Source organism: Streptomyces caniferus (assembly GCF_009811555.1).
GTDB classification, from domain to species: Bacteria; Actinomycetota; Actinomycetes; order Streptomycetales; family Streptomycetaceae; genus Streptomyces; species Streptomyces caniferus.
This window is the reverse complement of sequence record NZ_BLIN01000003.1, coordinates 692,670-713,871: the sequence shown is the minus strand read 5'-3', so window position 1 is coordinate 713,871 and position 21,202 is coordinate 692,670. Positions and strand designations below refer to the sequence as shown.

Here is a 21,202-nt window from a genome sequence, read left to right as displayed (position 1 = left end):
GGCTGGGGACGTCGGCTTCACAGGCGGCGGGCCATGCGGAATCCCTGGGCGTAGAAGCCGGAGCCGTCGAGCGTCGCGCGGCCGGCCCAGTCGCCCATGGTGGGCCCGTTGGCCCGCGAGCGGCTGGAGTAGAAGCGCGGGCGCCCTTCGGTGTCCGGCCCCAGGTAGATGCCGCAGTGGTCGATGCCGTGCGGTCTGCCGATGTCGATGGCGAAGAAGACGAGGTCGCCGGGGAGCAGCTGACTGAAGTCGGCAGGCGGCCGGCCGGTGTTCGGGATCAGCAGTACGCCGGGGGCCCGGGTGGCGATGGCGTAGGCCCGGCGGGGCAGGCCGATCCCCGGGCCGTTGGTGGCGTGCATGGGGTAGCCCATCCGGTAGCCCCAGACCAGGCGCATGAAGCCGGAGCAGTCCACGTCCCCGTAGCGCTCCTTCTCCGGGTGCTTGCGGGTGCCGTCCGGGAAGGTCCAGGGAGTGCCGAGGTAGTCGTAGAAGTCGGACTGCTCGTCGCGGTAGTGGAACGACGTCGGAGACTGCCCGGGAACGAGCGGGCCGAAGTGCGCCTTGCCGGCGTAGCGCAGGCCCGAGGCGGTGTGCAGATCGTGCGCCCCGTCGCCGTATTGGAAGGCCACGGCGAAGGCGTCCGGACTGCGGTCGGCCAGGGCTTTGGGGAACCACTCCCGGAACCATCGGGTGTCCTCCTTGCCCTGGCTCCATGCGCTGCCCATCAGCCGTATCCAGGCGTCGCTGCGCACCACCGCACTGGTGGTGCGCGGCTCGCTCCAGGTACGGGTCGGTCCGGTCAGCAGCGCGGTGCGGGCGCCGTCGGTGAAGGTGGCCAGCACGCGGTCGTCGGCGGCGCGCACCACCGTACGGGCGGGCGCGGCGCGGCGCTCGAAGCGGTAGCCGCCGGCCGGTACCGGGACGTCACTGTCCGGTGCGCCGCTGCGGAAGTGGTGCCAGGCGTATCCGGTGACCGCTCCGGCGGAGGCCAGACCGGCGGCACAGACCAGGACCTGGCGGCGACTGGGCCTGCCGGACGGGGTGGGGTGGGTGCCCATGTGACCTCCTCGACGTGCGGACGGGTACGGCGGATGCGTGCGGCGTTCAGCCGACGGGCAGGGCCCCCAGCAGCAGCCCGGCGACCAGCACCACGTACGTGCCGAGGGTCACCGCCGTGGTGGAGACCACGGTGGCCGCCAATGGCTGGCGGACCAGCTGATAGGCGATCAGGCCGGGCACGATGAAGCCCAGGGTCTGCGCGGTGTACAGGAGCGGGAACTCGTGCTGGAGGGCGAGCATCACCGTGGTCTGGAGCAGTACGGCGGACAGCACCACGGCGGCGAACAGCCGCTTTCCGTAAAGGATCACATGACGCTGGAGGAGCTTGGTCGCGGCGAGGGTGAGGGCCGTGACGCCGATCATCATCGCGGCCCGGACCACATCGGTGACCAGGGTCAGTGCCAGCCAGCCGGGGGTGATCATGCCGCCGGGGGAGAGGTTGGTGGTCAGATAGCAGATCAGCGAGAAGAGCAGTCCGAGGGCGATCCCCAGTGCGGCGGTCTGCGGAGTGACGATGACGGGGATCACAGCGGCTTCCTTGCGGTTTCGTACCGGGAATCGGCATGGGCGGGGGAGGGGCTCGGGACAGGTGCGCCGGACGTCGGGCCGGTCAGCGACCCCACCCAGCTGTACGGCTCCGTCTCGGGCGGGTGCGCGACCGGAAGCGGCTCGTCGTCGTGGTCCGAGGCCAGCCTGCCGAGGTGGTCCAGGAGGAGTTCGCCCTGGCCGTGGATATTGCCGACGGCCACCAGCGAGGAATCCGGGGCCAGTTCGGCGAGGAGGGCGTGGGTCAGCTCCTGCGCGTCGCGCCGGTCGCCGCCCAGGTCCACCACCCGGCCCGGTGAGCCCGGCGGGATGCCGTCGAGGGCGCTCTTGGTCGGATGCCCGATGAGGAACACCGTCTCCGGGGCCAGGTCGGGGACGATCGCTCCCATCTGGCCATTGCGTTCCACCCGGTCCGGGCGGCAGTTGATGACGAGGTTCAGCGGGCGGCGGATCGCCCCGAGTTCCTCCAGCTGACGGACGTTCATCAACGTCGACTCGGGGTCGTTCGCGGCGAAGACATTGGCGAAGCGCAGCCGCTTGCCGTCCGGTGTGCGGTAGCGCTCGACGGAGAGCACGCCGGGGTCCGGCGGCGCCTCCCGCATACCGCGCAGGGCGGTGGCCCGGTCCACACCGAGCAGTTCGGCCACGGCCAGCGCGATGGCGACGTTCTCCTTGAACGTGAACCAACTGAACTCGCGCAGCTCCTCGTCGGTGACCGACTCCGGATCGACGGCGATCAGCCGGCACCGCCGCTTGTCCGCCTCCTCTTCGAGGATGTGCAGCCGCTCCTGCTCGGCGGTGACGCAGACCCCGTCGAACGGCATCGACCGGGACAGCGAGCGGGCGACATCGTCCAGCGTCGGCCCCATTTCGGCGAGGTGGTCCTCGCGCACGTTGCACAGCACGCCGATGGTGGAGCGGATCAGCTTCTCCTGGTTGACCTCCTGCAGCGCGGGCATCACCGCCATGCACTCGATCACCAGGGCGTGCGGCCGGTACGCCGCCGCGCGCCGGACGATGCCGATCTGCTCGACGACGTTCGCGATGCCGAACTTCCGGTACACCGGCTCCTCGGTGGCGTCCGGGTGGATGAACCGGGCAGCGGTGCCGGTGGTCTTGGCCACGGTGACCAGACCGCCGCCGCGCAGCGCTCCCGCGCACAGCCGGGTGATCGAGCTCTTGCCGCGAATGCCGTTGACCAGCACCCGGGTGGGGATCTGCGCCAGCGCGGCGTAGTGGCGCCGCTGCTCCAGCACGCCGGCGACCAGCAGCACGGCACAGCTCAGCAGCAGGACAACATAGAGGAAAAGCACGTCGGTCGATCCTTCACTACGGTGCGCTGCCGCACTGGAACGAGGGGACAGGGACAGCGGCCAGACCGGCTCCCGCGCCACGGTCCCGCTCCACCAGCGCCTGCCGGAGCAGTTCCAGACTGCGGGTGACCGAACCGCACTCGTCGTGGTGGACCGGGAACAGCACGGTGCGGCGGTCACCGGCGGCGAGCCGTTCCGCGCATCCGGTGAGCGTGCGCAGCGGTCTGACCACCACGATGTGGAGCCAGCCCAGGCAGGCGCCGCCCGCGGTCAGGGCGAGCAGCCCGGCCAGCATGGTGCGTGCCTGGACCTGATATGCCGCCAGTTTGAGCGCCGCGGCCGGCTCGGCGGAGACCACCCGCCAGCCGAGTCCGGCGGCAGGCCCCTTCTGTGCCAGTGGCGCGGCGGCCGCGACCGACAGACCCTCGCCCGGGGAGGTCCCCGCGTGCAGTACGGCCGATGCCGACTTGCCCGCGCCGCCGGGGGCCGCGTCGGTCTTCGCCACCAGACGGGTGAGGCGCCGGCTGGGAAGGGACTGGAAGGCTTCAAAGCCGACGCTCGCCGCAAGCACTCTGTGGCGCTCGTCGGTCAGCCACACGCTGCCGAGCCCGGGCCGGGAAACCAGGTCGTCCAGCGCGTCCACGCCGATCTCCGCGACGACGACAGCCGGGGCGGTGTCCTCGGCCTTCTTGGCGCCCTTGGCCTTCCCGGGCGCCGGGATCCGGGCGTAGGCGGCGATCGCCGGGATCTTGCCCGACGTGTTGACCTGGGTGATTCCCCCGCCGGTTGGCGGGACTTGGGTGCGCACCGGCTGCTCGCCCACCTGCTGCACGAGGGCACCGGTGCGGTCCAGCACATACAGCGACCGGAACGTGGGGTGGTCGGCGCGTTCGCGCCGCAGCACCTCCGCCGCCCGGTCGCGTGACGCACCGGAGAGGGCCGACGCCGCCGCCGCGAGGTCGGTGCGGCTCCCGCCGAGGGACCGCTGCACCCGGTCGGCGGCGGCCTCGGTGCGTGCCTGCTGATCGGCGACGGCGGCTGCCGGTACGGCCTTGGCCGCCGGTACCCGGTTGAGCAGGAACAGCAGCGGCACCCCCCACGCGGCGATCACGAGAGCGCAGACGAGCACCAGCGCCCGGACACCGGGACGGCGCCGCACCTCCTGCTCCGGCTCCGGCCCCGTCTCGCCGAGCAGTTGGCGGCGGATCGACTCCAGCGCCCGGCCGGCCCTGCCGGGCTCGCCGAACCCGAGAACCGGCACCGGCCGCGCCAACTCCGCACGCTCCTCCGGCACTTCGCCGACACCCCTGGCCAGCCGTGCGGCGGACAGATGCAGCCGCAGCAGCGGACGCTGCATCGTGCCCCACAGCACCAGGGTGACCAGCACGGCGATCACCACCAGCGCACCCGCGGCCACCAGGGCGAACCACATGTGGTCGGCTCCCGCCTTCGCCGGAGGCACCTCCCGGGCCGTCAGGACGGTCAGTCCCAGGCCGGAGGCGTCGTCCTTGCCGTCCTCCGAGACGACCGAGGCCCACCCCGTGACCCTGCGCAGCCCGTGGCGACCGTCACCGAGCACGCTGCCCGAGACGTCGCCGGTGTGAACGCTGGTGTTCGCGGCGTTCGCCGCAGCGGCAGGCAGCGCGCGGTGGCCGGTAGCGGCCGCCAGGGCCGCGCCGGTGGTGGGGGCGGAAGCACACACCTTGCCGTTCCGGTCCACCAGTTGCCCGGTGCGCCCCGCTCCGTACACCGCTGGAGCAGCGACCTTTTCGGAGACGACAAACAGGAGTCCGCGTTCCTCCGCGTCCTGATCCCCTCTCAGGTCCCCCGCCTGATCCTGGTTCTCGTCCTGCTTGCGGTCCGCAACGGGGACGCTCACCCGGGCGAAGAGCAACAGCCGCGGTGCGCCAGTGCCGGAAGCGACCACCCGGGGCGCGATGTTGCCGGTATCGGGCCGCGCCAGATCCTTCGCATCCACCCCGGTCAGCGGCACCTTCTCCCCACTGGCCGCCAGCGGTTTGCCGGTGCGCGGGTCGAGCAGCACACCGCCCGCCGCAGGGTGCCCGGTCGGGAGAAGGGACCGCAGAACTGTCGCCGGTTTGCTGCTGCCGGGGGGTGTGGCCGACGCCGCAGAGCGGCGCACGGCCCTGGCACTTGCGTTGATGGAGGTCCCGACCGAGTCGGCGGCATCCTGGGCGATCTGGCGTTCCGCGTCGCTCAGGGCCTGGGGCACCTCCTGTTCGTGAACGGTACCGAGACCGAGAGCGGTCAACGCGGAAACTGCCAGCAGGCCGCAGAGCAGTGCGGCGATCGGTGGGCGGACGCCTCCGAGCATGGGCATGTCGGCGCGGCGTCGGGTGCGGTGCGGACGGGGTGCGCGGGCAACGGCGTGCAGGACAGCGTCCTCTCGGCGTGTGGGGAATGGCCGTGCGGCAACTCAACCAGTATGAATACTGGGAACACAGGATAATCACAAGGGTGTTCGTTCTGTGCCCTCCATGCCGTCCCATACGGCACTTGGCTCAACTCGCCCTGAAAAGCGGCCGCTTACGCGGTCTCGACATCGTCCCGGCGTGCGGAATTTCCCACGCAACAGCCGACAGGGTCGTTTGCCCCTTCGTTCCCCGTCTGCATTCGATTCCTCACGCACAGTCGCGATTGCGCCGAAGGCGGCCACCGAAACTGCCCCTTCCCGGGGAAATGCGCAATTCCACAGGGGGCGGTCGTCCCGGTCGGCAGTTACGAACTGCCGCGTAATAAACGCACTCAGTGAAAACGGTGAGCAAAGTCGAAGCAAACCTGGATCCGATGGCCACCATCATGCGATGGCGTGAACCAGCCACCTTTCACAGAGGCGTGCTGGCCGGGACTGACGCTCCTTCAGTCAACGCACTGAGGCAACGAAACGGTCGTGCACGTCCGGCCTCCCCCGGCTTGGGCCTTGCTGCTGCAACTGGTTGCCCGGGGATGCCGAGCGGCCCGGCGCTGACAACTGCCACCGGCCGCACCAGGGGATTTCCCCTTCGCGCATCCCGCACGGACACTCCACGTTGCTCAACTCGGTGGCATGCACCACCAGCGCCGACAGACAGTGCCCAGCGCATTGGGGTCCAGCGCAAAAGGCAGGTCACAGGGGCCCGGCGACGGACGGTGTACGAAGCCGACACCGCGCAATTCCGGACGCGTCATGAGCGCTCACCTCACCCACCGCCGTGGATAACTCCCGGCACTATCAAGTGGGTTGGCTGGGCCATGGCAAAACTGCATATACGATGACCGCCAGCCGATCGCTGATCACGTGGCGATCACCACCATGGAGGGGGGCTGCCCATGAAGCACGCACGAAGGCGCCACAGCCGGTTGCGCACCCGGGTCGCCGGCACCACAGGACTACTGACCCTCGCCCTGGGCGCGGGGATCGCGCCGGCCACCGCCGCGGAGAAGACCGCCCATGCGCCCATGGCCGCGGCGGCGGCCTTGGACACAGCGGCGTCCGCGGACACGGAAGCGGCCGTGGAACCGCCCCAAGCCCCGGGCCAGCTGACTCTCCCTGCTCCGACCGGTCGCCATCGCGTCGGGACGGTCGACCTCCACCTGCGCGACTCGTCCCGCATGGATCCGTGGGTGCCCGGACAGCAACGCGAGCTGATGGTCTCGCTGTGGTACCCGGCGACACACACGAGCCAGTACCCCGCCGCACTCCTCCCCAACAGCCAGCAGGTGCTGCCGGGCGGGGTGACCCTGCCCACCACGGCCGGGCACACCGGCGCCCCGGTCGCCCGCAAGGACGGCAAGCTGCCGGTGCTGCTGTACTCGCCCGGAGGGCGTGGGAACCGTGCGACGGGCACGGCACTGGTTCAGGACCTGGCCAGCCGCGGCTACTTGGTCGTCACCATCGACCACACCCACGACACCGGCGATGTGGTGTTCCCTGGCGGGCGACATGAGGTGAGCATGCTGCCGCCAGGCACCAAATCGCGCGACTTGATCGACGTCCGGGCGGCGGACAGCCACTTCGTCATCAACCAGCTGGCCGAGATCGCCCGTGGCCACAACCCGGACGTGGAACACAAGCCGCTCCCCCACGGACTGACCCAGGCCGTGAGCACGAAACACGTCGGGATGTTCGGCGCTTCCCTCGGCGGCGGATCAGTGGCCGCCGCCATGCACGCGGACCACAGGATCGACGCCGGCGTGAACCTGGACGGTCAGCTCTTCGGCCGGTCGGAACACCAGCGGCTCGACCGCCCTTACATGCTGTTCAGTTCCGAGCACCACAACCGCAACACCGACCCGAGCTGGGCGCGGCTCTGGGAAAACCTGCACGGAGAGCGGCTCGACCTGAAGCTGCGCGGCTCCGGGCACAACTCCTTCGTCGACAACCAGGTCCTTTTCCCCCAGGCGCCGGGCGCATTCGGGATGACCCCGGAAGTAATGCAGCAGGCACTCGGCACGATCGACCCCAACCGCTCCATCGAGGTCCAACGCACCTACGTCGCCGCCTTCTTCGACAAGCATCTGCGCCACCAGCACAGCAGCCTGCTCGACGGCCCCTCGCGCCACTACCCAGAGGTCGACTTCATCCGCTGAACCGACCGGACGTCACCGTCGGCCACTGCCCGGCGCGACGGTATGTCCCGGCCGTACACCCGCACCGCACGCTGACCTGCTGCAGACGCTCGACGGGTGCCCCGTGGCCCGGCAGCAACGGACGAGCTTCGAGGGCAACCGAGCAATGTGCACGAGGGCGTGGCACGACATCCGTTTCGATCCGCCAGGTTGATGCGCATGATGACGCCACTGCTGGTGCCCAGGCGGCTCCACTGCCGTACCCGACGCGGTCCGACTACCGCAGTTGGGCCAGCTCGTAGCCGAAGGTCATGGCCACAGTCGACCATCGCAGCCGCAGCGATGCCGAGCGTCGACCGGACAGGAAAGATCCCGCCCCCGAACACCCAGCCGCTCACCCATCAGGCTGTGCTGGTACTCCGCGGCCACCGGCGCGTAGAGCCGTCGGTGCCGAGGTCAGCAGAGGATCGGGCCCACGGGTTCGCTGTCGTAGAGGAGGGCTTCCAGGGCTGAAAGACCTGGCTGCAGGCCAAGCGGCAAGACAGCCCAATCCCGTTCGGTCAGTGGCGCGGGGAGCGGCTTCTCGGCCAGCTGCACCCACCACGCGTACGTCGTGACCGAGGTGACGTCGCGCACGACGGGAGCGGCGTCCGCGACAGCGATCACCGGTGACGTGACATACCCACCTCACATCGCGCGACGAGGTGCTTCCCCAGAAGAGGCGCGCCCACCGGCTGGCCACCCCAGACCGATCCAGGTCTGAGGGGCGGTCGATATCCGACCCGGCGAGCGCCCGCTCGTCAGCCGCTGCCCAGACCAGGAGGCACTGGACGCTCTCAGCCAGGCGCAGGAGATAGATGCGTGACCCCAGATAGTCTCGCGGCGCCACCTGGCGTTGCACCGACCGTGCCGAGGCAACTGCCTTCCGGAGCACGGGTATGCGCCGACGCCATCGCGGCATGAGTTGTCGGTCCAACCGCGCGATATGGACGTGCAGCCGAGACCTGCCCGAACGCTTCGGCCCTTGGCAGACCGTTCACGGACGCTTCGCCCGCTGGGCCGCCGACGGCACCTTCGACCGCCTCTTCGCTGCCGCCCGGACGCGGGCAGAAGTGGACTGGCTGGTCGCGATCGATTCGACGATCGCACGGGCTCACCAGCACACTGCGGCCAAAGAGGGCTCGAGGAACGCGGACTTGGACGCTCCCGCGGCGGACTGACCAGCAACATTCACCTGGCCTGCGACGGACGAGGCAGACCGTCGGCTTTCCAGGTCACCGCCGGCACTCGCAACGACTGGACCACTGGCTCGCACAAGGGCCGACGTCCGCTGTACCTCGTGTCGGACGACAACACCAACAGCGAACAGACGACACGTCTCTACGCGTTGAGCGTGCAGCTCCCCTGAGTTCGCCCGTCGATAAAAGCTGTTCCTAGAGGACAACGAAGCCAACGGGTCAAGCCTCTCGTGCGACGGTGATCTGCACGAGAGGCACGCGCCGTCGTGGATGCGCAGCGCCACCTGGTCGCGGTGAAGGACGTCGAGCACGTCGAGAATGTGCCCGATGCCGCGTACAAGGCGGATCTTGGAGATGAGCACGGTGCCGCCCGGTTGCAGAACCCGACCACCTGTTGTGGATGAGGTGGTCCTAGGTGTGGACACCCACTGGGATGTTCATGTGGCCGCCGTGCTCTCCATGCCAGGGGCGGTCATGGACTCCGCGCCCTCTCCCGCCACGGCGGGGGGCTATCGCGAACTCTGGAAGTGGGCCAGCCGGCTGGGTACGGTGTGCAGGGCCGGGGTGGAAGGGTCCGGCAGCTACGGAGCTGCTCTCTCCCGCTACTTGCTGGCCTGCCGGGTCGAGGTGTTCGAGGTGAACCGGCCTGATCGTTCGGTTCGTCGACGGCGGGGTGCGTCGGATCCGGTGGATGCGCAGGAGGCGGCGCGGGCGGTGCTGAGTGGCCGCGCTCGCTCACAGGCCAAGGCTGGGGATGGGCCGGTGCAGTGTGCCCGTCTGTTCAAACTGGCCAAGGATTCCGCTGTCAAGGCTCGCACGCAGGCGATCAATCAGCTCGAGGCTGTCCTGACCACCGCCGATCCGGACCTGCGCGAGCAACTGGCCGGTCTGAAGAACCCGGCCTTAGTCAGGACTTGCGCGCAATTCGAAGATCATGAGAGCGGCGACGGCGCGAGAGGAGCTGTGGAGCAGGCAGCATCACCACCGCCTCGACCGCGGCGGCGATCGACGAGCCAATGCCGCCCTGGGCTTGGCGATAGGGGCGCTGCCCGAGCAGGCTTCCACCTTGTCGGCTCTGACTCCCAAGCTGCGTCATAGGCGTGACGGTGCACAGCGGTCTACGGCGGTGTGCAGAGGCCGGCGGGGGAGCGTTGTACTCAGGCTCTCCGCTTTCGAGTACGCGCAGCAAGGATGCGGTGACGACGCGGGTTCTGTGGCCCAGGCGCAGGACTCGGCAGGGGAACTCCCCGCGTCGAACCAGGTCGTAGCCTTTGGCTCGCGCGAGCCCGAATGCCCTGGAGGCATCCTCTCCCGTGGAGTTCCGGTGTCGCCGAGGGACACGTGAGCCGGGTGAAAACGCTCACGAGATCCATGTATGGCCGGGCCTCGCTCGAACTCCTCCGGATCCTCATCCTCACCCAGCCATGAGAGCTGGGGTCAGGAGAAGGCACCGGGCGACAGCACAGCATGTACGAAGTCGGTCGGCGGCAAGTAGCCGTGGGCTTCGACATAGTGAGCAACCAGCTCAGGAGCAGCGTAGGCGATGCCATTCCCCATGACGCGTATCTCTGAACTACCCCGTGGACTGTCACCACGCGGTCCGAGGAGTCTCGAGGCACACCAAGGGCAGACGTGATAGCCGCGCGTCTGCTGGGCCCGATGCGTCTGAGTCATACGCTGCAGCGCGTCTACCAACTCTGGCGACGGCACCCCTTTTGAGTAGTTCTTGCTGCGGCTGAGCCACCCAACGTTCAACAGCTGGACGCCTCGCCAGCGGCTTGACGCTTCTGGGTCCCAACTGTCCCTGTCATACGTGTACGGGGTCAGGTCTGCGTAGTACGTCATGGTGATTGTCTATCAACCAAGGACGAGCGAATTGCATGTGCGGCGACCCGACCACGCCGCAACGCGCACGAGGGGCACGGAACGGCGGACAGAGCCAAGTTCAACAAGCTCATCAGCGTTGCCGGACGGTGCGTGTCCTGCAGCCATTGGGCGGTGCTGGCCGCGAACTGGCGCCGGTCGCCCATGGCGGTGGCGAGTTCCTCGCCGGTGTGACCGACGGCGCCGGTGCGCTCGCCAAGGTCTTCCGGGACATCGGCGAAACCGGGGCGCGCGACAGCGACCGCGAGGCGTACTGCGGCCTGGCGATCATCCCGACGCTGTGGCCGCGCATCAAGCTGGCCCGGGATGCAGAGTGGGTTGAGGCCCGCGGGATGGAGGCCACCAGCTACCCCGAGGCCATGAAGGGCATCGGGTTCGGCTGGGAGTCCAACGCCGCCTCCGCTCGCAGGTGCTGGGAGCGGGACTGGGCGGTCGTCGTGGAAGTCCCGCAAACGCCCTGTACGACGTGCGAGGCCGGGAACGGCGAGCAGTGCCGCACAAGAAGGGGCCGGCTCGGGCGGGGCTTCGGGCAGGACGGCGGCGGGCTGCTCCGGGCGTCGGTGGATGGGGTCGGCGGCCGGTGGCGCGGCAGACCGGGGCCAGGGTGAGGACGAAGTCGCCTGCTGTCCCGTCCCGGTGTCCACCGGTTGCTACGTGCCGTCCGGGTCCCGCGGTAGATGCCGTCTTCGTCTGCGTCGCGTGACCAATCGGACGGGTCGGAAGGCGCCTGGCGGACAAAAGCCCAGGTCAGGCGCCTTTTCTCGTGCCCCTAGAAGAAGCCGAGCTTCTTGGCCGAGTACGAGACCAAAACAGGTTCTTCGTCTTCTTGTGGTGCACGCCTGACCTCGTTCCTGACCTGCGACAAAGAGTGGAAACGTCGAGTGCCAGGCTGATTTGGTCCGCACCTGGTCCGGATCTTGATGAGTGGTACGTGGTGCTAGCGAGTGGGCCGCGGTACCACATGGCACAGGTCGTAGCCCGTGTCCTGGAGCGTCCAGCCGAAGCAGGGAGTGGCTCCCAAGGTCATGTCGGAACTCTGAGTCCCGGGGGCGTCCACACAGTCTGTGAGACGCCGGTGAGAGGTGAGGAACCCCCGTCGGCTGCTCCGGCGGGGGTTCCTGCGTTCGGGGGTGGGCCTGACGCGTGGCGTTCAACGCGGTCTTGCTGTGCTCCGGCTCGCCGTTCTCGACAGCGCTGGAAGGGCGGCGGTGGCGACGCGCGTGCGGTGGCTCCGGCGGGGGTGAGGGTGCGTGGCCACCGGTCGGAAAGGCGGTGTGGGGATTCGGTTTCAGTACAGGCCGGTGGTGTGCTGCTGGTAGGTGTTATGGAGGATGTCATTGAGGAAGGTGTCGAACTTCGCTTCCAGTTCCAGGCCGGTTCCCGGTTCGTAGCGGAAGAGGCCGGGAACCACGGTCTCGTCGAGGCTGCTGTCGACGAAGAGTGCGTACGAGAAGCGGTCGTGTTGGTCCGGCCTGGCTTTACGCTGTTCGACCACGCGGTGGGCCACGGCCGCAACCGGGGTGGCCGTGTTCCGCGTGAGGATTTCCATCGCGCAGCCGAAGTTGACGATGAACTCGCCCGGTTCCGGGTCGATCGGTCGCCACTCGCCGTTACTTTCAACCTCCAGGCCGGGCTCGATTGAGCGCAGGACGGTCACCCAGCCGGAGTCCTTGTGAATGTTCAGGCCGCGGGATTTCACCTCGGGCCGGAAGTGGTTGAAGGTCAGGGTGTGCGTACCTTGTCGGGTGAGGGCGCGGCCGGTTGCCTGGTCCCAGAGCTCGGGGGGCAGGTCGAGGTAGTTGAGCACTCCGCGCAGGATGGCAAGGGCGAAGTCCCTCATGTTTGCGGCCTGTTGTGCAAGTTCCTTGGGGTAGACCGTGTCCCACCAGGTGCTTTCCAGGAAGAACTGCTCGGTCTGGTCGGCCTGGCGTCGGAAATAGCCCTGGTGCGGGCCCAGTTGTTCGGCCGTCCAGAGAGCGAAGCCGTGGTAGGGGTCGTCGTCACCGCCGGGTGTGGTGGGCAGGTAGAAGCTGCGGGCGAAGTGGTCGCCGGCCGTCATTTCCATGTCTGGAGGCTGCTGCACGTAGAAGAATCCGTCCTTCAGCGCCCGTTCGATTCCGTTCTCCTGGTCGAAGACGAGTGTTCCGTCCCGTGGCCTCAGTTGCGCCTTCTGCCATGCGTGTCCGTTTGTATTCGTCATGACGGATCAGATCCGGGAGTGGAATTCGTATCCGAGCTTCTTTGACTTCTCCACGGAGTAGTCCCGGAAGCCCTGGTACTCGCCGAGCACGCCGTCGGTCCCGTACTGGTACAGCATCATGTCCATGCGTGGGCCCATATAGACCGTGAACGAGGAGCGGTCGCCGTTCGCCACCGGGGCTGGGCGGGGCGGGACCCGGTGAATGACCGCGCCCGCTGCACGGGGCAGGTGTGCCGTGAGGACCTCGGCGGCGTCGCCGAGGTTCACCACGAAGTGCCGCGGTGGCACTTCCACCGGTCGCCAGCGCTCGCCGTCCAGGATTTCGTAGCCCTGCTGGTCGGCGTAGATCACAGTGATGAAGCCGCTGTCGGTGTGCTCGACGATGCCGTGGTCGCGGCTGAGGCCGGCCCGGTAGTGGTTGACGGTGGTGTAGCACCAGCCGGTCTCCTGGCGGGCGCCGCCGGTGACGGTGTCCCAGTCCCGCTCCGGTACGCCTGAGGCCGCGAGGCAGCTGTTGAGGGCGCTGAGGGTGAGTTCACGCATCCGCTGGAGCAGGCCGATCACGTCCTCGGGGAAGTACTTGTCCCAGTGGATGCTTTCAATCTGGAGCTGTTCGACCTGGTCGGGCCTGTCCTCGTAGCCGAGCTTGGACGCGGCGTGTTCCCGTGTCCGGTGCCCTCGGTAGCGGTCGTCGGGGCCCCCGTCGGGGTCCAGGTAGAAGTTGCGGCAGAGGCGGAGCCCCGGCTCGGCGTCGAGGTCGGCGGGGACGGGGAGGAGGAAGGCGCCCAGGCGGAGGGCTTGCTCCCAGCCGTCGGGAGCTGCGAAGTCCACGGCGCTATCGGTGAGCTGGGCGATGGGAAGGTTCAGGGGTGGGCCCTGAACGGCAGTGGTGGTCGTCATGCGGGACCTTTCGTATGGCTAAGGGGTATACCGGGGTGGGATGGTGGCCGGATCAGAGGTGGGAGTCGTCGTCGTAGGTGCGGTTAACCTCCTGCATCGCGAATTCGGAGTGCGGCTGGAGGGGGCGCGGCACACCGTTCTCGTAGCGGTACACGGTGCTGTCGAGGCCGGAGTCGAGGAACGTCACGTAGGAGGTGCGGTGGGCCTGCCCGGGTGCGCGTTCGGTGGATGCCACGCCGTGGACGTTGGCTCGTACGGGGTGTGGCAGGCGCTCGGTGAGCACTTCGAGCGAGCTGCCGAAGTTGACGATGAAGTGGCCCGGCTCCGGGTTGACCGCCCAGAGTGTGCCGTCGATGAGGGCGAGCAGTCCCGGGTCGGTCGAGCGCAGTACCGTCACCCATCCCGAGTCACGGTGGAACTTCGAGCCGCGCACCGCCTTCTCGGGCCGGAAGTGGTTGAAGGCGAGCAGGTGGTGGCCGCGGTAGTCGCTCAGTCCGCCGGTCACCTCCGCCCAGTCGCGCTCGGGAAGGTCCAGGTGGGCGAGCAGGCTGTGCAGCACCGTGACGCCCAGGTCGGTCATCTGGTGGCCTAGCTGAGCGACGGCGTCCGGGAGGAGCCCCCAGTTGGCCTGTTCGATGTAGAAGTTTTCCCACTGGTCGTGTTCGCGGTCGAAGTGGCCCTGATATGTGCCGGGTACGTCGATGTCGCGGTAGCCGCGGAAGGGGTCCAGGGGGTCGCCGTCGCCTTGGCGGCGTTCGTGGAAGTGGGCCGCGAAGTGGTCCCCTGCGGTGGTGTCGAGCTCCTCGGGGATGGCCACGAGGAAGAAGCCTTGGGCCAGGGCTCGGTCGAAGCCGTCGGGCCGGTCGAAGACCAGGCGTTCGCTGGCGACTCGGGCGCGTTCCAGCTCGACCGGTGGGTAGGTCGTCGAGGCTTCGTGCTCGGTGGGCATGGCCGGGAGGACGACCGGCGCCCGGAGCGTCGCGGAGTCGGGACGTGGTGCGGTCACGGGGTCTTCTCCTTCGGTGGCTCGTGCGCCGTACTCGCCGGGCCGGCGGACGGGGTGAGCAGGACGGTCCCGGGGTGCGCGGGGCGTGGCATGGACGAGTGGTCCTTCAGCCTCAGGTCAATGCCGTCCGCCGTGACCTCGTACTGTGCGTACAGCTCGGCCAGGAGCATGGACTGCATCCGCACGGAGAAGAGGCGCCCGGGGCACTTCCGGGGGTTGCGCCGGGAGTTGACCATGCTGAAGGAGTTGATCTCGTAACGGTTGCGGGAGAGCACCGACGACACCGTTTCGCGTCCGGACTTGAAGATCGCGCGGATGTTGTCGGGATCGAAGCGGTCAGGGGCGGGGAAGATCCGTGGGTCCTGGTTCGCCTGCCGGCGGTCGAGCCAGAGCATGGTGCTCGCCGGTACGGTCACCGACCGGCCGCGGTGCTCCAGTGTGAACGGCCGGGTCGTACGCCGCCACAGTGCGGCCGGGTTGCTGCCGCCCAGCCGTACGGCCTCCAGGACCGCCAGGTCAATCACCGAGGGCCCGGGGCCTCCGCCGTCGCGTGCCGCGGCGATGACGCTGCGCCTGTGCTCCGGTGAGGTCTCCAGGTACGCCAGTGCCCATTGGAGGCTGAGGGCGGTGGTGTCGTAGGTCGCCACGATGATGGTGCCCAGTTCCTTGAGCTGGGCGGTTGTCAGGCGGGCGAAGCCTGCGGGCGAGACGGGAAGCTCCCAGACCGAGAAGTGCCTGCGGATCACGTTGGTTTCGGGGGCGTGGGCCAGGGCCTCGGCGTTACTGTCGAGCAGGTCGCGGACGAAGGGGGCGACCATGTCGACCTCCCGCATCGCCTCCCGGTTGATCTTGCTGATCACGTCGGAGGCCAGCTCGAAGAGGTCGCGCATCACTCGCCCGTAGCGCGTCGAGGAGAGATACTCCGACAGCGGTTTCTGCGTGAGGTCGAGGACCCCGGGCAGAAAGCTGTCCACGTGGGTCACCAGCCCCAGGGCGAAGTCGTCGAGAGGCAATTCCCGCCCGGCCACGCTGCGGAAGTACTCCGCCGCGTACTTCTCTACCGCGGGCTCCAGTTGACCGATGAATGTCGCATTCCCCAGAGTGCGTTCCACCGCCGCACGCTTGACCGGGCGGCAGGGGTGGTCGTTGGGCTGGGAGCCGATGAAGTCGCCGAACAGCTCACGGTTGGCGTCGGTGGAGGGCGCCAGCGCGTCGTCGTCCGTCAGCGGGGAATTGGTGATCTGGTAGAGGGCGGTGCGCCGCCCCATACGGAATGTGCAGATTCCTCCGTTGGCTTCGGCGCAGGCGCTGATGCCCGAGGCGCGGAAGTAGGCCGAGGCGCTCTGGCCGTGGACGACCGTCGCCCGGTGGAAGGCTTTGGCGTGCCCGGTGAACAGGTTCGGGCCGCGGTGGTGCGCGAGAACTGCGGGAAACCGTGCCGCGATGTGGCGTGGCAGCCGGCAGCGGCCGAGTGTGCGCAGACCCCAGGCACGGAATCGTGCGGGGAACGCCTGGCGGCGGGTGGTGGGCGGCGCGTCGCTCCCGGCGCGCGGTGGGACGGGGCAGCGGGTCATGCGGTCGCTCCCGAGATACCGAAGTCCTCGTACTGGTCCGACCAGGTCTTCTCGTTGAATTCGCGCAGGAATTCCTTGGAGCTGCGGGCTGCGGCCGCCGCGCCGTCGGCGTGCACTTGGTAGAGCAATCCGTCGGCGGGCGGGTTGACGAAGGCGGCGAAGGAGAACCGGTCGGCGTCGCCGGAGGGAGTGCAGTGCTGCACCCGGTGCAGGATTGCCTGGACGGGGGTGGCAAGTCGCCGGGTGAGTAGTTCGAAGGCCGCGCCGAAGTTCACGACGAAGTAGCCAGGGACCGGCTCGATCGGGGTCCAGCCGCCGTCCACACGGACCTCAAGGCCCTCCTGTTCGATGTAGAGGACGGTGACGAAGCCGGTGTCCTTGTGCGGGGCGCAGCCGAGTTGGGCGCGCTCGGGGCGGTAGTGGTTGGCGGCGAACCACTGGATTCCGCCGCCTTCGACAGCGTTGCCGGTGAGGGTGGGCCACAGGTGGCCGGGGACGCCGAGGTGGGTGAGAACGGTGCGCAGGACGTGGACGGCCAGGCCGTGCATGCGGTCGGTCATGGCCATGACGTCGGGAGGAAAATGCTGCCGGCGGGCCGGGCCGTCAATGAGGAGGTGTTCGGTCTGGAAGTGCTCCCGGTCGAAATAGATGCCCTCCAGGTCGCGGAACCCTCGGTAGGGCCGGGTTTCCTCAGGACCGTCCTGCAACGGCCGGTAGAATTGCCGGGAGAGCTCGATTCCCGGGGTGAGGTCGATTTCTGGGGGGATCTCCAGCAGAAAGCACCCATCGCGTAGTGCTCGCGGAAGGCCGTAGGCCCTTTCGAAGGCAATCCCCTCCGCGGTTTCCTGGGCGCGCTCAAGAGCCATGGGTCGTTGAGTCACGGGGTGCGCCCTTCCGGGTTCACGGTGCCTTCGTATATTTCGGAGTCGTTCTCGTCGATGAGTTCACGGGAGCCGCAGACGCGGTCCAGGCCGATACCCGGAAGATAGCGGTAGATTCCCTCATCCGATCCAGGCGCGCAGTTGCTGGAGCTGAAGTGCCCGAACGTGGAGCGGTCCGTGGTCTGTCGCGCCACCCGGTGCATGATCGCCGTCACCGGAGCAGCGCAGTGCGCGGTCAGGATCTCCATCGAAAGACCGAAGTTGATGATGAAGTAACCGGGTTCGGGCACCACCGCTTCCCACCGGTCGGCGCGGCTGACTTCCAGCCCGGGAGCTGTGGCCCGCAGGAGGGTGATGAATCCGTCGTCCTTATGGGAGTTGAGGCCGTCGGCGTCGTGGGCGGGACGGTAGTGGTTGAAGGTGAGGTGATACGAGCCGGCCGCCTCGGTGCAGCCGCCCGTGGCCTGTTCCCAGTCCTTCTCAGGGATGCCGGCATAGCAGAGAACCGAGCGGATAACCTGGCGCGACAGATGGGTGAGTTCCTCGCCGAGTTCGGCTATCTCGGGGGGATAGCAACGCTCCCAGAAGCGCCGCTCCAGTAGGAACTGTTCGATCTGATTGGTCCGTTGATGGAACCCGAGTAATGCGTCACCGAAATGTTCCGAGGTCAGCTCACGGTAACGCCCGTAGGGCGGCGCGGAAGCACCCTGGTAGAACTGGGCGGAGAATGCGTCGCCGCCCCGGACGCCCAGCTCCGGTGGAATGGCCAGGAGGAACAGCCCATCACCCAGGGCCCGTTTCCATGCCTGGTCGTCCCCCTCGAAGATGAGGCAGTCGCCCTCGATGCGGGCGCGCTCCAGCGCAGCCGTGGAAGTCACCAGCTGGGTGTCGACGCGTTTGCGGTAGACGTCCTGGTAGATCCGGCCGCGCCGGATCTCGGGCACGTCGGCAGAGCGTGCTGCGGACACGGTCACCGTCCTTGGAGTTTAAGGGACACCACGATCAGGTCGCGTAGTTCTTTTGGCGCTCCCTCGTGCTCGCCCGCGGCGATTTCGGAGAGCGTGCTGAACGATCCTGGATAGAGCATGACTGGCAGGCCGCGTTCTTTGAGGCAGCAGAATATGGCGAACTCTTCGAGGAAGTAGTCCGAGGACATCTGGATACGCCGTTCCAGTTCCGCTTCCGAGGCGCCGTTGGAGTGCTTGCTGTGGTAGCGGCGACCGAACGCCTCTACGGAGGTGCAAAAATCGGCATCCTGGATGAAGTAATCCCGCAGGGACCGGTGATAGCTCTGGTAGGCGTCCGAGGTCTGGACCTCGCTACAGTTGATGAAGGTGAAGTCCGTCCGGTCCCGGAAATCATCGAAAATATGGGCCTGTTCGTCGATGAATTCACGCCCCAGGCGTAGTGCTTCGGTCAGGGCTTCCGGAGGACATAGGCCGCGGGTGGACTCCAGGGTGATGCGATGAATGCTGTCGCCGACGAGTACGGTACACCGTGAGAATCTTCGGGATATCCACTCGACCATGCTGCGTACCTTGATCGGGCGGAAGTTGCTGTTCTCCAGGCTGATACCCAGGAAACAGTGGCTGTGCTCTTCGAAGGTATGGCGGTCGGAGACTGGAGAGACAAACGCTATCTCGGTTTTGTAACGCCTTCTGCGCGAAGGCGGTGAAGTCGTCTTCGGAATGGCGAGAGAGGATGTCACTTCGAACGGCATGGCACCAACCAGGTATGGGGGTGGGCAGGCGGCGGAAGCTGCATCGTGGTCACGCTGTAGCGAGCCCCACGATGTCCGCACAGACGTTCCTTTGGCGACTTACGGAACCACCGTACGGATTGCCGAGCAGCTCGATAAAGCAGGTTTTGAGTCAGTCGATCACGTGGCGATTAACGGTTCGCTCCGGAGCCCTGCCCGACCGCGGGAGTCCCGCTGAATCACCGGTTCCGAACGGAACGCTGAGTGCTGGAATCGGGACGTATTCGCTCTTCCGTCGCCAGTCGTTGGTGGCTGGATCCTTCCGGACGGCGGTGGGTCGTGACACCGCACAGGGTCTGGTGTACGGTGAAATCACCTCACTGAGCCGGGAGGCTGGCGACCGGGGCATTCACTGCCCGAGGCCACCCCCGCTTTCGTGTTCTGGCGTCTTCGGCGCCCCGAGCTTCGGTGAGTTTCCGCGCAGGTTCCGTGCACGGCTTGAAGCCCTTGTTCCTTCTCGGGCCGGCCCTCCTGAGCGCAGCCCCTTCCGGCGCAAGCAATCCCCCCCACCCCCTGCAACCAGAGACGTTCGTGAGACGACGCCGCCGCCAGGCGAGGCGGCGGAAAGGGAGTGCTGTGACTGTGTGGGAAGTCGAGGGGCGAAGCGGAGCCCGCTGGGCGCTGGTCTCGGTCGCGTTGGGTGTCTTCTGCATCCAGCTCGACTCGTTCGCCTTGAACCTGGCCCTGCCGCACATCAAGGATGAACTCGGCGTACCGACCGGACAGTTGCAGTGGGCGGTCAGCGCATACCTCCTGTCGTGCGGCACACTCATGTTGGGCGCGGGCCGGATGAGCGACCTGTTCGGCCGGCGCCGCCTACTGGTCGCGGGACTGACGCTGTTCGGACTGGCGTCGCTGTGGTGCGCACTGGCGCCCTCGCTGCCGGTGTTGGTGGTGGCCCGCGTGGTACAGGGCGCGGGCGGCGCGTTGATCATGCCGGCCGGACTGGCGCTCCTGACGAACGTCTTTCCGCCCGCCGTGCGCGGCCGGGCCACAGGGTGGGCCCTGGGCATCGGCGGACTGGCCACCGCCTGCGGTCCCTTCGTTGGGGGCGCCCTGACCCAAATGGTGTCGTGGCGGGCAGTGTTCTGGCTCAACGTGCCGCTGGGCGTGGTGGCTGCGATCTGCGCCCGCCGGGCCCAGGAGTCGCGGGACACCACGGTCTCCGGGCGCGTCGACTGGCCGGGGCTGGCCACCGGGACCGCCACCATCGCGGCCCTGGCCCTCTTCATCGACCGTGGCCCGGTATGGGGCTGGACCTCCCCCGCCGACCTCGGCGCGCTGTGCCTGGTGGCGGTGGCGCTGGCGGCCTTCGTACGGATCGAACTGCGCACGGCCGATCCGCTGATCGCCCCCGCGTTGTTCCGAAACGGTGCCTTCGTGGCGTTGACCGCGGCGGGCGCGGTGGCCAACGCCGCGACAGTGGTGTTCCTCTTCGTCGTACCGCTCTCCCTCCAAGAGGGGCAGCAGCTGACGCCGTTGATGGCCGGGGTGGCCTTCGTTGCGCCTGCGGCGGCAATGGCCGCCGCAGGGCCCTTCGCGGGCCGGGTGACCAGCGTACGCGCAGTGCCGGTGATGGCGACGAGCCTGGGAGCCGGCGCGGTGGTCCTGCTGGGCGGCGCGTTCGTCTCCGCACTGCCGTCGTATCTCGCTGCGGTCACCGCCAGCGGGGCGGCGCTGGGTGTCGGCAATGCCCTGACGCTCACCGCTACCCAGGGTGTCATCCGGCCTGAACGCGCCGGTGAGGCATCCGGCTTGACCAAGACGGTCATCACCGTCGCGGCCGGGCTGGGCATGGTCGCCGCGGGCCCCGCCGCCGACCCCGGCAGCACCGCGGCGACGGGAGACAACTGGCCCCTGGCCGCGGCGGGAGCCGGCTGCCTGGCGGCTTGCCTCCTGCTGGCCCTGTGGATGTGGATCCGGCGCTGCCCGAGGGCTCGGCGGCCGCAAGAGGAGGTGCCATCGGCGACGGACAGCGTGGTGCGTTGACCGACGGCAAACACCCTTTAGCCGCTTCGGCTACTCGTCAGAGTCTTCGTTCCCCTGTTCCTCTGGTGGCGCGGACCTTCGGTATTGCTTCACGAGGGCCATCCCCGCGGGTGCGGGGAGCAGCCGGTGCCCGGGGCTGCCTTGACTGTTTGTACGCGCTTCTTTGGGCACCAGCGCACCAGCGTTTCGTGGCTCCACTGCGTTCCAGGTTGATCTTGCCCCGCCGGTATGACAAAGCGGTTCAGGCAGGGTCCGGCTGGCGTGTGCATCGCGTCTTGCTCGTG

Annotated in this window: 18 protein-coding genes and 2 pseudogenes; 6 read left to right on the top strand and 14 right to left on the bottom strand. The window is 68.1% G+C overall.

The genetic code is table 11. The annotated features are described in order from the left end of the window. Positions 1 to 17: 17 nt before the first annotated feature. Genes Scani_RS11870 through Scani_RS11855 form a run of 4 tightly spaced genes read right to left on the bottom strand, consistent with a single transcriptional unit; the run spans position 18 to position 5,259 of the window. Positions 18 to 1,058, bottom strand: coding sequence for an NlpC/P60 family protein (locus tag Scani_RS11870; protein ID WP_159473515.1), 1,041 nt, complete (start codon positions 1,056 to 1,058; stop codon positions 18 to 20). 46 nt (positions 1,059 to 1,104) lie between these two features. Continuing rightward, positions 1,105 to 1,587, bottom strand: coding sequence for a poly-gamma-glutamate biosynthesis protein PgsC/CapC (locus Scani_RS11865; protein ID WP_033269075.1), 483 nt, complete (start codon positions 1,585 to 1,587; stop codon positions 1,105 to 1,107). Beyond that, positions 1,584 to 2,918, bottom strand: coding sequence for a poly-gamma-glutamate synthase PgsB (gene pgsB, locus Scani_RS11860; protein ID WP_159473512.1), 1,335 nt, complete (start codon positions 2,916 to 2,918; stop codon positions 1,584 to 1,586). Before pgsB ends, Scani_RS11865 begins: the two co-directional genes overlap by 4 nt. Before the next feature lie 16 nt (positions 2,919 to 2,934). Continuing rightward, positions 2,935 to 5,259 (bottom strand): HAMP domain-containing protein, encoded by a 2,325-nt coding sequence (locus Scani_RS11855; RefSeq protein ID WP_159473509.1) that lies wholly within the window; start codon positions 5,257 to 5,259, stop codon positions 2,935 to 2,937. 989 nt (positions 5,260 to 6,248) lie between these two features. Here Scani_RS11855 and Scani_RS11850 point away from each other — a divergent pair. Then, positions 6,249 to 7,508: an alpha/beta hydrolase family protein gene (locus Scani_RS11850; RefSeq protein WP_246295715.1), complete on the top strand. Its 1,260-nt coding sequence runs from the start codon at positions 6,249 to 6,251 to the stop codon at positions 7,506 to 7,508. Positions 7,509 to 7,943: 435 nt separating this feature from the next. On the opposite strand, the gene Scani_RS11845 is transcribed toward Scani_RS11850, so the two are convergent. Further along, positions 7,944 to 8,153 carry a hypothetical protein gene (locus Scani_RS11845; protein WP_159473507.1) on the bottom strand — a complete coding sequence of 70 codons (210 nt, stop codon included), beginning with the start codon at positions 8,151 to 8,153 and terminating at the stop codon, positions 7,944 to 7,946. 332 nt (positions 8,154 to 8,485) lie between these two features. Here Scani_RS11845 and Scani_RS11840 point away from each other — a divergent pair. The 3 genes and pseudogenes from Scani_RS11840 to Scani_RS40810 form a co-directional block, all read left to right on the top strand. After that, positions 8,486 to 8,790: pseudogene (locus Scani_RS11840) on the top strand (transposase); the annotation flags it as partial. Between the two features lie 201 nt (positions 8,791 to 8,991). Next, on the top strand, positions 8,992 to 9,129 hold the full coding sequence (locus Scani_RS39925; RefSeq protein ID WP_167538060.1) for a hypothetical protein: 138 nt from the start codon (positions 8,992 to 8,994) through the stop codon (positions 9,127 to 9,129). After that, a pseudogene (locus tag Scani_RS40810) lies at positions 9,080 to 9,571 on the top strand (IS110 family transposase); the annotation flags it as partial. The gene Scani_RS39925 and the pseudogene Scani_RS40810, both read left to right, overlap by 50 nt. Positions 9,572 to 9,632: 61 nt before the next feature. Here Scani_RS40810 and Scani_RS39920 read toward each other — a convergent pair. Together Scani_RS39920 and Scani_RS42345 are read right to left on the bottom strand one after the other, a co-directional pair. Continuing rightward, positions 9,633 to 9,821, bottom strand: a complete 189-nt coding sequence (locus Scani_RS39920; protein WP_167538059.1) for a hypothetical protein — start codon at positions 9,819 to 9,821, stop codon at positions 9,633 to 9,635. Positions 9,822 to 10,162: 341 nt separating this feature from the next. After that, positions 10,163 to 10,570 (bottom strand): DUF7919 family protein, encoded by a 408-nt coding sequence (locus Scani_RS42345; protein WP_443098670.1) that lies wholly within the window; start codon positions 10,568 to 10,570, stop codon positions 10,163 to 10,165. 146 nt (positions 10,571 to 10,716) lie between these two features. Between Scani_RS42345 and Scani_RS11825 the strand changes: the two genes are divergently transcribed. Further along, the gene (locus tag Scani_RS11825; protein WP_159473498.1) at positions 10,717 to 11,217 is read left to right on the top strand and encodes a hypothetical protein; all 501 of its coding nucleotides are present in this window, start codon (positions 10,717 to 10,719) and stop codon (positions 11,215 to 11,217) included. A gap of 680 nt (positions 11,218 to 11,897) precedes the next feature. On the opposite strand, the gene Scani_RS11820 is transcribed toward Scani_RS11825, so the two are convergent. From Scani_RS11820 to Scani_RS11790, 7 genes are all read right to left on the bottom strand, one after another. Continuing rightward, positions 11,898 to 12,809, bottom strand: coding sequence for a 2OG-Fe(II) oxygenase family protein (locus Scani_RS11820; RefSeq protein WP_159473495.1), 912 nt, complete (start codon positions 12,807 to 12,809; stop codon positions 11,898 to 11,900). Between the two features lie 6 nt (positions 12,810 to 12,815). Further along, the gene (locus Scani_RS11815; RefSeq protein ID WP_159473492.1) at positions 12,816 to 13,709 is read right to left on the bottom strand and encodes a 2OG-Fe(II) oxygenase family protein; all 894 of its coding nucleotides are present in this window, start codon (positions 13,707 to 13,709) and stop codon (positions 12,816 to 12,818) included. A gap of 52 nt (positions 13,710 to 13,761) precedes the next feature. Continuing rightward, positions 13,762 to 14,715, bottom strand: coding sequence for a 2OG-Fe(II) oxygenase family protein (locus Scani_RS11810; protein ID WP_218039174.1), 954 nt, complete (start codon positions 14,713 to 14,715; stop codon positions 13,762 to 13,764). Then, positions 14,712 to 16,289 (bottom strand): cytochrome P450, encoded by a 1,578-nt coding sequence (locus Scani_RS11805; protein WP_159473489.1) that lies wholly within the window; start codon positions 16,287 to 16,289, stop codon positions 14,712 to 14,714. The genes Scani_RS11810 and Scani_RS11805 overlap by 4 nt, the downstream gene beginning before the upstream one ends. Further along, complete coding sequence (locus Scani_RS11800) at positions 16,286 to 16,996, bottom strand: 2OG-Fe(II) oxygenase family protein (RefSeq protein WP_218039173.1); 711 nt, start codon at positions 16,994 to 16,996, stop codon at positions 16,286 to 16,288. Before Scani_RS11800 ends, Scani_RS11805 begins: the two co-directional genes overlap by 4 nt. Before the next feature lie 170 nt (positions 16,997 to 17,166). After that, positions 17,167 to 18,138, bottom strand: a complete 972-nt coding sequence (locus Scani_RS11795) for a 2OG-Fe(II) oxygenase family protein (protein ID WP_159473483.1) — start codon at positions 18,136 to 18,138, stop codon at positions 17,167 to 17,169. A 2-nt stretch (positions 18,139 to 18,140) separates the two neighbouring features. Next, positions 18,141 to 18,890, bottom strand: a complete 750-nt coding sequence (locus Scani_RS11790) for a tRNA-dependent cyclodipeptide synthase (RefSeq protein ID WP_159473480.1) — start codon at positions 18,888 to 18,890, stop codon at positions 18,141 to 18,143. 615 nt (positions 18,891 to 19,505) lie between these two features. Here Scani_RS11790 and Scani_RS11785 point away from each other — a divergent pair. Next, positions 19,506 to 20,918: an MFS transporter gene (locus Scani_RS11785; protein ID WP_246295714.1), complete on the top strand. Its 1,413-nt coding sequence runs from the start codon at positions 19,506 to 19,508 to the stop codon at positions 20,916 to 20,918. The last annotated feature ends 284 nt before the right edge of the window (positions 20,919 to 21,202 follow it).